This is a genomic window from Rickettsia endosymbiont of Culicoides newsteadi (assembly GCF_002259525.1).
GTDB lineage: Bacteria > Pseudomonadota > Alphaproteobacteria > Rickettsiales > Rickettsiaceae > Tisiphia.
In genome coordinates this window covers 1-10531 of sequence record NZ_MWZE01000041.1, presented here as the reverse complement: position 1 = coordinate 10531, position 10531 = coordinate 1, and the positions used below count along the sequence as shown (strand labels likewise).

Genomic DNA, 10531 nt, shown 5'->3' with positions numbered 1-10531 from the left:
AAAAAAACATTTATCACAGGCATTAACTCCTTGCAACTCCTATATCTCCTTTATTTTTTCTTATCCCTTATCCCGAATTGACGTAAATTAAATAATAAACTCAATAAATCACAGTAATTGTTCAACTATAGCTTCTCCTATAATTCTTACCTTTGGAATACATACAGAATTTCCAACTTGTTTATATAACTCAGATATTGAAGATTTTAGTTTATAGTCTTCAGGAAATCCCATAATTTTAAAACACTCATTTATTGTTAGTTTTCTTACACGTCCATTATTAAGTAATATCCAATAACGCCCCGAAGTTTCTTGCGATGATAATGTTGGGTGCGTACCTTCAATTGAATATATTCTGTTTGGTTGTTTGTGAACTCTAGATAAATGCTCAGTTCCCTCCCTAACTCCTTTATTTCTTATCTTTTTATTCCTATATCCACAAAATATTAAACCACTTTGTTGTCTAGTTGGATTCTCTATAATTTTATATTCATCTGATTCTAGAAATTCAAAATCCCCTTCTTGATCCAAAATATCATGAATTTTTATACTTTTTTGTTTTTTAAGCTTAGAAAAATCAAACTTACCATTTAAACTTGCAATAATAATTAATCTTTCTCTATTTTGTGGAACTCCAAAATTTTTTGCATTTAGTATATTGTAAGAAATGTTATAGCCTATCTTATTAAGGTTTGATACAATGTGTTGCAACGTTTCACCATTGTTATGATGTAATAAATGCTTCACATTTTCTAGCATTACAACTTTAGGCTTTGAATGGTTTACGATATTAAATATTGATTCAATTACATTTGCACGTTCATCTTTTAATCCCATTTTTTTACCTGAAATACTAAAGGGTTGGCAAGGAAATCCTGCACATAAAACATCACACTCCGGTATATCATTTGGATCTATTGTTTTGATATCTCCAGCTGGAATTTCACCAAAATTTTCTTGATACATTTTTTGGCAATGTTCATTTATTTCGCATGAAAAAAGACACTTTCCACCTATTGACTGCAACGCAATCCTAAATCCTCCGATCCCAGCAAATAAATCAATGAAAGAAAATTTGTACATTTGTAAATCAATTTTTATAAACCTTATATTAAATAACTTAACCACAATCTCAATCTTAAAATCATAGTAGTATATTTATTTTTCTATATTAACCTTATCACTTCTCCCCCTCTCCTAATTCTTTATGATATAATTTATAATATTCGGCTTTATTTTCTATAAGCTGTGAGTGAGTTCCTTGCTCAAATATCATACCAGATTTCATAACAACTATGTGATCAACATCCTTAATACTCGATAAACGATGGGTGACAATTAAGGTAGTCTTACCTTTACGAAGATTTACTAAAGAATTTAAAATTAATCGCTCAGAATTTTGGTCTAACGAACTTGTTGCCTCATCCCAAACTAAAATTGCTGCTGGCTTCAAAAAGGCTCTAGCTATCGCTAAACGTTGACGCTGCCCACCTGAAAGCGTTGAACCTTGATTACCAATCATCGTATCATAACCGAATGGGAGCTGTGAAATAAACTCATCAGCATCAGCATATTTTGCCGCAGTAATAATTTCACTGCGAGTGGCATCTGGGTTACCATAAGCAATATTTTCTGCAACGCTAGTGTCAAATAATGTAGTATCTTGTGTTACTAAAGAGATTTGCCGTCTTAAAGAGTCAATTTTTATATCTTTAATATCGTAATCATCAATTAAAATTTGCCCACTAGTTGGGTTATAAAATCTTACTAATAAATTAGCTAATGAAGTTTTGCCGCTACCAGAACGTCCTATAACAGCTGTAGTCTTTCCTTGCATTAATTGTAAATTCAGATGCTTTAAAGCTACTTTATTATTAAATTTTAGCTCTACATTGTTAAAAACTACTGATGGATTAACTAACGGAACAGTTTGAGCATTTACACTATCTTTAATAACAGGCTCAGTATCTAGAATATTAAATATTCTTCTTGTCGCAGCAATTCCCTCTTGTAGGTTGATATTTAAAGACACCAAACTCTTAAAAGGTCTATACGCTGTGATAAAGGCTGTAATAAAAGCAAAAAGTGCTCCTGGAGTAGTCTCTCCTTCTATGACTAACAATCCACCATACCAAATAAGCCCACCAACTGTTATACCACTTAATATTTCCATAAGCGGTGAGATCAGTGCATCCAATTTGGCAGTTTTTTTTAGAAAACGTAAAATATTGCTGGAAATCAATAAAGCTCGATTGCTTTCAATTTTCTCTCCTAAGAAAGACTTAACAATTTTAATTGACCCAAAAGTCTCATCTAACCTTGAAGTATAATTAGCTAATTCCTCTTGAGCTTGACCGGATATTTTGCGAATTTTCCGTCCTAATTGTTGTGTTGGATAAATTGCTGCTGGAAATGCCATAAATACAATACAAGATAGCTTAGGTTCTAACCTAAACATCACTATGATCAGACCTAGTACTGTTAAAAAATGTTTGGCACAACATACCAGTATATTCGATACTGCACCACGCATCATCGAAATATCGTTAGTAAAACGTGATATTAAACGCCCCGATGATTGAGACTGAATAAATAGAATATCAGCAAATAATAAATGTTCATACATTTTAATTTGCAAATCAGTTAAAATTCTCTGACCAACAAATTTAATTAAATAACTTGAATAATATTCAGCAATACCTTTAATAGTAAATGTTAGTACTACCATTAACGGTAAAAATAATAACATTTGACGATGATGTGTTAAAAATATTTGGTCAATGGTTGGTTGGACTAATTCAACAATATAAGCATTACAGCAAGCGTTAACTACCATAAACAATACTGCTATCCCAATCTGTTTTAGATATGGTCTTATATGGTCAACTATTAGCCTTCTTACAGTGCTATAGGCATTATAGTCATAATTTATTAGGTTATGTTTTTTTGGCAAAATTCTCTCCTTCTGTTTGGTAATTTGTTATATAGTTAAGCCAAATAGTATTTGCCCATTTGTTCCAACAGAAAAGTTGTTATTCCCGCGTAGGCGGGAATCTGGATACTTGCTTACGCAGGTATGACAGTAAGTTAACTAAATTCTGCAAAAAAACTTGATTATCGCCTATTACTTATAGGCGTCGCTCCATCGCTCCTAGCCCCAAATTCTCCTGAATTTACGATAGCAACAACGGGTATATGATCAGAAGGTTTAACTTTAGCTCGTAAATTATAATACATGTAGCAATTATCTAAATAATCGGCAACATTGCTCGAGGCAAGTATCATATCAATACGCATACCTTTATTTTGCTCAAAACAACCTGCTCTATAATCCCACCAAGAAAATTCTTGTTTAGTAGGGTTTGATAATCTATATAAATCTTCAAACCCAGAATTTAGAATAATTCTCAATCGTTGTTTTTCTTCATTAGTAAAACAAGTAGTATTTTGTAACTCCTTTGCTGAGTATACATCAATATCAAAAGGAGCAATGTTAAAATCTCCTCCAATTATTATCTTAGTATCAAGAGATTTCTTGGCTTGTAAATAATTAGTTAAATCGTCATAAAATCTTAATTTCATTTCAAATTTATCACTACCTACCAATGAACCGTTAGGGGCATATAATGAAGTAATGCTACAAAAACCTATTGGGGTTTGTACAGTGATTTCTATCAGTCGTGCTTGATCTAGACAATTAATGGTAGGGAAGTCTTTTATTACTTCATCAGCTGGAAATTTTGATAAAATAGCAACGCCATTATAGGATTTTTGACCATGTACATATAAGTTATACGCCAAATCCGATAGCTCATCAAAAGGAAATTTCTCAGTCTCACACTTTATTTCTTGTAGTAAAACAATGTCGGGATCTACTTCTGTTAAAAAGTCACGTAAATGTTGTAGTCTCATTCTTATCGAATTAATATTCCAAGTCGCTATTTTCATTGAAGATTCTTCATTTAGATTTTGTTCACAATGTCTAACAAGATTAATTTTACAGTCTGGTACTTTTTATGTTTTCAAGAGCTTTTTTTATTATCATATTCAATCCACTTCTTGTATAGGCAGAAACTACAAAAATTTCTTCACTAGTAATTTTTTGTAACTCGGTAATTTTTTCCTGAACTTCTTCCTCTGACAAAACATCGCACTTATTTAAACAGATTATTTCTGTCTTATTTTTTAATAAGTTTGAATATGATTCAAGCTCATTCCTAATAGTTTGATAATCAGCCAATAAATTATCACTTGTTGCTGATATCAGATGAATCAATAAATTACACCTCTCAATATGTTTTAGGAACTTATCACCAAGCCCATGTCCCAAATGGGCTCCTTCTATTAAGCCTGGGATGTCAGCTATCACAAATTCTTCATCATCCACATAAACAACCCCAAGATTTGGGCTTAGTGTAGTAAATGGATAATCAGCAATTTTAGGCTTGGCTGATGTTGTTGCTGCAAGAAAGGTTGACTTTCCTGCATTAGGTAAACCTATAAGACCAACATCTGAAAGTAGTTTGAGCTGTAAATTTACCCACATTTCTTCTCCTACGATACCTTCAGTTCTACGTCGCGGAGCTTGATTAATGGATGACTTAAAATGGCTATTACCAAGCCCCCCTTTTCCCCCCTTAATTATTTCAAAAATTTGTTCATCTGCAGTAAAATCATATAGTAAAATATCATTATGTTCCGTAAATATTTGTGTTCCAACTGGTACTTGTAAGAGTAAAGCGGGTTTAGATTTACCAGTTCGGTTTGACCCTTTACCATTTTCACCATTATCTGCTTTAAAATGTAGTTTATACCTAAAATTTACTAAAGTATTAAGGTGAGAATTGCTCTTGAAAATAATGCTACCACCACGACCACCATCTCCACCGTCAGGTCCTCCCATATCAATATATTTCTCTCGATGGAAACTAACTGCTCCATCACCACCATTACCCGCTTTTAAATATATTTTAGCTTCATCAATAAAATTCATAATTTATTATTTTACGTTATTAAGAGTTGAGTATCATACTCTAGATTTTCAAGATATAAGGTCTAATTTACTATGTGGAAAAATAATAGCATTTCTGGAAGACGATACTATGTAATGTCAAGCCACCAAGGTTAGAAGATAGTTTCGCTCTAACCTCAGGAGCTTTCCGAAAAACAAAAAACAGACTCTAACTTTATGCCTTCCTTGATTAAAAATCAATAAAAAACTACTTAATATACAATAAAAAATACCAATAACACCATTATAGTCAATTGATGAGAAGTTGGTGACGTTGTCGCTCTCCTATTACATATAGGCGTCGCTCCATCGCTCCTGCTACCCAATTCCCCTGAATTGACTATATCTACCAACTTCTTCTCAATTAACTATATTTGGTATTCTAGTGCTACTTCCTTACCGCAAAAAGCCATAGATATTTTGATGATTTTTTGAACATGGGAGTATTCTTTTATTTTAGCATCATATCGTTTTTTTGCTATTTGCTCTAGCCCTTCTCTGGCAACAGATTCTAGAGTATCAGGAGATTTACATATTTTATATTCAATAATAATGGCGTTGTCTTGCTTTCCAGCTCTAGGTATCAACATAATATCAGCCCTACCGCTACCGGTTTCTCTTTCACTGTCTATTATGTAGTCAGAAGCTAAGGTATTAATCAAACCTAGCATAAAACCACTATAAAATAGCTCAGCTTTTTTCTCGCCAGTTTGGTAAAAACTAGTAGCATTTAACAATAATTCTTGCAATCTTTCTTTAAACTGTTCTATTTTACCTGCCGGCAGCAAAGTAGCAAAAGAATAATATCGAGAGTGATCAATTTGTAACTGATCAGTTACCCATTGGAGCATTCTGGCATTATATATATATCGTACCTCTTTATTTGGTACCGACAATTCGTAAATATCTTCTTCTGGTTTTTTAGCAATAGGGTTTAAATAACCGCTAAATAACAACAAGCTAAATAATCCTACTGGCTTGTTGATATCAGCAAAACTAATTTGTTTGACAATCGGTGAGATAATACTCTTGCCGGCAGCTAAGCTCTGTAAATCTTCCTGCATCTCATCTGATAACAATGCTTTATCAACAAGCCCAGTGCCACCGCTATCAAGCCAATAATGATCAAGCTTGCCTTTATGAGCCAAACATTGCATAATTGACCATGGATTATAGATGATTTCTCCGCCAAAACTATAGCCATTATACCAAGCTTTAATTTGTTCAGGATTAGTTGCTGTTGGTACTTTTGCTAACAATTCATCAACTTCTGCTTGAGTAAAACCATAGAACTTAGAAAATTCTTCATCAAGCAAGCTATATTCACTAACATTATTCAAATCCGAAAATAAATTAGCTTTAGCAACTCGTAATATGCCGGTTATTACGCCTTTCTCTAAATAAGGATTAGTTTTTAAACTACTGCCAAACATCCCGCGAAACATTTCAAGTACCTGTTCAAATTCTTCTGGCTTGTTACCAAACTTAATGTATGAACTATTGATCGGCGTATCGTATTCATCGATTAATATGTAAACTTTTTGACCAAAATGTTTGTACAATACTTCACTCAAAACCCGTAAACTATCTTTTAAGTCTTCCTTATCAAGCTTTCCTGTAAAATATCGATTTAACTTTTCCTTTTGTGCCTCATCTAGTAAATTTTCATCTGTTGTTATATAACGCTTTAAGTATCGATGGTTTGTAAATAAATTAGTTACTTGATTTTTTATCCCATTTTCAATTTCTTGGTAGTTACTGCCTTTAACATCCTTAAAATTTATGGAAATCACCGGAAATTGACCTTGATGCTCAGATATTACATCTGAGTGCTGAGCTATTTTCAACTTCTTAAGTAACTTCTTTCTACCTGTTACTAGTCCTAAATCTACTTCACCCCCGATAAATAGCTTACTATTTACTCTATCCTCTTCAGGTAAAGGCTTACCTCTCTCATCCACCTCTATTTCAAAAAATTTATGGAGCATGTTCATATTCAAGCTCTTACCCCAACGCCTTGGTCTGGTGATCAATATAACTTTACCACTATCTTCTAGCAATTCTTTTACCATTAGGCTTTTATCAACAAAGACATCACTATTAATTAGTAGGTCATAGAATTCATCAGTACCTACCCTCATTCTCGGTGGTTTATTGTTATCTTTAACAATATTAGTTTTTTTGGTTGATATATTATCAAAAAGTTCTACTGTCATATTAATTTCACTATATTATAAAATATATTCATCCTCAGTTAAACTGGCTATTTAATTTTAAGAGCGTCGCTTTCTCACCATAAACCTATTAAAAATTTTTCCTAGCCGTCTTGAGCAAATTAAGCCAAGCTATCCAGTCACGTTTGCCTAAATCTTCCTCAAATGACAATAAATCTTGCACTGATTTCTTGCAAGTTTCTGGAGATGGTATGATTAACTCCTGATTTGTTGAACATGCTAAACATTGGGTTTTACATGCTTGCTCTAAATGATAAGTATAAAACATCGCTTCATGTATTGTCCTGCCACAGGCTAATATTCCGTGATTACGTAGAAACATAACATAATTCTGCCCAAGATCGTCTAGTATTTTACTAGTTTGATTGGAGGTCAGTATAAGAGAGTTATACTCATGATAAGATAGTTTTTGATAAAAATGTAGTGCCCACTGACTTATTGGCATCAATCCTACTCGCATAGATGATACAGCAACAATTGCTGGAGTATGCAGATGAAAGATAGATAAAATATCCGACCTTTCTTTGTATATATTACCGTGAGTAACGTAGCCGGTTTTACTATAATTATATTCATTGCCCTTTATAATTGTTCCATCTAAACTAACTTGCAGTAAATTATCGCTAGTTACTTCCTCAAACCTTAACCCAAAAGGATAAATATAGTAATAGTCAGCTCCTTTAGGTCTTGCAGATAGATGGGTATATGTATGATCATCGAAGCCCAGAATTGCAAGAATTTGGTAGGCAGAAGCTAAATTAAATTTGGTTTCTAAAGTCATTATTATATCCAGTTTTAATTATTACTATTTTGAAATATTTTTAATTTGAGATCAGGTAGCACCGCCATCAAATGATCAAAAATATCTGATTGGATATCTTCAAATAGCCCCTTCCTCGTTTCATGGGTAAAGACACATAACTCTATTGGCAGACCATTAGGGGTTGGAGTCAACTGACGCACCAGAAAGGTGAAATTTTGTTGATAGATCATCGGGTGATTTTTCAAATATTCTTTTATATATAGCCTAAATATCTTGATATTTGTTACATAATCATCTAGCTGTTTTAAATCCACTTTATCCATTACTTCCTTTAGCAAATATGGTGATTTTTTTAACTCTTGTATAAATGCTATAGTCGAAACCGACAAAATACTGTTTATGTCAATACAGATTGCTCCCTGAATCCTTTTTGCCATTGAGTCAGTTATACCACGTGAGTTCACTACATTAGTCGTTAAAAGACTAGATGTCGGTATTGTTGAAATAGTCTGATCATTATTCCTAATTTTAACTAATGTAATAGTAATTTTCTCTACGGTACCTTCAACATTATACTGACTAATACTAACAAAATCACCAATTCGTATTATATCTTGCGAAATTAGTTGTAAGCTTGCTAGCAAAGCCACAACCGTATCCTTAAATAGAAAGGTTAACAACGCTGCTGCTGCTCCCAAGCTAGTAAAAAATGCACTAAGAGAAACATTCAAAATGCTGGAAATAATGATAATGGTAGCAACCGAGATAATAAGTATCTTTAATATTTGAGTGTATAAACTTAAATATGATTGGATGGAAATTGTCAGTCTGCTTCGATAAATATCCGCAAAAGCATCGATAAGAGATAGGATTAGCATTGTAACAAAGCTACCTGTATAGAGTATTATCGCAACATTCTTGATGCTAATCATCCAAGATAAAGTAGGAAATGTCTGTAAGATATTATCCCAAAATATAAGGTATAAAGCTAGTAATGTATGTAATAAATATGTGTATATAGAATATTTTTTAAATATTTTCTGATAATCAGGATGCCATTGATTAATATAGTTTTTGAGCATTGAAAATATTATTGTCTTAATAAAAATAATCAATGGAATGATTGAAACTATCATAATTATTAACATTAAAATTTCTTGATTGCCTTTATGATAAAGATCCAATAAATATTGTACTAGCATATAAACTAACCTTTCTGATGGCTATTACGTTAACGATAAATAACATTAATTCGGGACAAGAATAATTGTTTTTATCTACCCAATTTGTATAATATACACCAATTATAATGTACACTAAGTATTATTGTGAATATTTTATAAAAAATATTCACACCCTTCTCGTAATGACCTATGAGGCTTACAACATCCCCCACGTCATTGTGCATAAGCGTTAGTTTAAGAAAACAATAATTGAAAAACCGTCATTGCGAGGAGTGCTAAAGCACGACGAAGCAATCTAATGAATGTTGATTGCCACGCTCACATACGTTCGCTCGCAATGACGAGCATTTTTACCAAAACGTCATTACGATGATGACGGGTTGTAGGTTTATAAGTCATTGCGAGGAGACCGTAAGGTCGACGAAGCAATCCAGAAAAGTAACCAAAGATGGATTGCCACGACCACTACGTGGTCTCGCAATGACAGAAAACCTATCTAAAACCCGCTTACCTTCTAACTTTCAACAGTTGTGGTTTAGACCCCGCACCGAAGCAGGGGTGACATTAAGAGTTAGCAGGGGTGGCATATTATAAATAACTCACCTTACGCATGGCATTTAAAAGTCATATAGAAAATAGCTTGGCGTCATTGCGAGAAGCTACTTTAGTAGCGACGAAGCAATCTAATAAATGTGGATTGCTTCGACCATGTAATGGTCTCGCTAATAGCGTTTTGTACTTTTTTGCAACTTTTTAAATTGCCATGGTTATATAAATAAATTAATAATTTAATTATCTTAAAATAATCTACGTACCTATATATTGACATAAGATAGTAACTATGATACATATAATACAATTAAAAATATTGTATTAATATTATATATAGTATATTAAACTTGATATATAATGTCTCAATGCTATTGCCACGGCTTCGTTGTCATTGTATAAGCGTCAGTTTAAGAAAACAATAATTGAGAAACCGTCATTGCGAGGAGACCGTAAGGTCGACGAAGCAATCCAGAAAAGTGATTAGAAATGGATTGCCACGCCACCTACGGTGGCTCGCAATGACGATTTTCTTAACTGAACCTATATATTGTCATATATGGACGAGTGAATTTGTCAAGAAAGAAAATAAAAAAATAGAGCCACAAAGGAAGCGGTCATATATTCGGCATCGAGTGCCATAATGGTTTCTGCATTCTTATAAATATCCTTGAGTGACCTCTCATTCCCACGGCTTCTAGAGCCTCGACATAATTACGGATTTTATTCAGAATACTTATTCATTAACTCTTTAACTTTCGTTCTCTTTATTGTTACTATTCTTTACTCA

General features: G+C 33.0%; 7 protein-coding genes. All 7 read right to left on the bottom strand.

The annotated features are described in order from the left end of the window. Positions 1-108: 108 nt before the first annotated feature. A complete protein-coding gene (locus RiCNE_RS03975) occupies positions 109-1083 on the bottom strand; it encodes a DNA cytosine methyltransferase (RefSeq protein ID WP_094649323.1) in 975 nt (324 codons plus the stop codon). Between the two features lie 97 nt (positions 1084-1180). Then, on the bottom strand, positions 1181-2953 hold the full coding sequence (locus RiCNE_RS03970; protein ID WP_094649321.1) for an ABC transporter ATP-binding protein: 1773 nt from the start codon (positions 2951-2953) through the stop codon (positions 1181-1183). A gap of 161 nt (positions 2954-3114) precedes the next feature. Further along, the gene (gene xth / locus RiCNE_RS03965) at positions 3115-3948 is read right to left on the bottom strand and encodes an exodeoxyribonuclease III (RefSeq protein ID WP_094649320.1); all 834 of its coding nucleotides are present in this window, start codon (positions 3946-3948) and stop codon (positions 3115-3117) included. A 49-nt stretch (positions 3949-3997) separates the two neighbouring features. Next, positions 3998-4993 carry a GTPase ObgE gene (gene obgE / locus RiCNE_RS03960; protein WP_094649319.1) on the bottom strand — a complete coding sequence of 332 codons (996 nt, stop codon included), beginning with the start codon at positions 4991-4993 and terminating at the stop codon, positions 3998-4000. Between the two features lie 386 nt (positions 4994-5379). Further along, positions 5380-7227, bottom strand: a complete 1848-nt coding sequence (locus RiCNE_RS03955; protein ID WP_094649318.1) for an AAA family ATPase — start codon at positions 7225-7227, stop codon at positions 5380-5382. A gap of 88 nt (positions 7228-7315) precedes the next feature. Further along, positions 7316-8026 (bottom strand): class II aldolase/adducin family protein, encoded by a 711-nt coding sequence (locus tag RiCNE_RS03950; protein ID WP_094649317.1) that lies wholly within the window; start codon positions 8024-8026, stop codon positions 7316-7318. Between the two features lie 14 nt (positions 8027-8040). Next, a complete protein-coding gene (locus tag RiCNE_RS03945) occupies positions 8041-9210 on the bottom strand; it encodes a mechanosensitive ion channel family protein (RefSeq protein ID WP_239832673.1) in 1170 nt (389 codons plus the stop codon). Between the last annotated feature and the right edge of the window lie 1321 nt (positions 9211-10531).

What these genes read in the sequence shown, in the direction of transcription:
- RiCNE_RS03975 (WP_094649323.1), bottom strand. Translation starts at nt 1,083, where the DNA reads ATGTACAAATTTTCTTTCATTGATTTATTTGCTGGGATCGGAGGATTT.
- xth (WP_094649320.1), bottom strand. Translation starts at nt 3,948, where the DNA reads ATGAAAATAGCGACTTGGAATATTAATTCGATAAGAATGAGACTACAA.
- obgE (WP_094649319.1), bottom strand. Translation starts at nt 4,993, where the DNA reads ATGAATTTTATTGATGAAGCTAAAATATATTTAAAAGCGGGTAATGGT.
- RiCNE_RS03955 (WP_094649318.1), bottom strand. Translation starts at nt 7,227, where the DNA reads ATGACAGTAGAACTTTTTGATAATATATCAACCAAAAAAACTAATATT.
- RiCNE_RS03950 (WP_094649317.1), bottom strand. Translation starts at nt 8,026, where the DNA reads ATGACTTTAGAAACCAAATTTAATTTAGCTTCTGCCTACCAAATTCTT.
- RiCNE_RS03945 (WP_239832673.1), bottom strand. Translation starts at nt 9,210, where the DNA reads ATGCTAGTACAATATTTATTGGATCTTTATCATAAAGGCAATCAAGAA.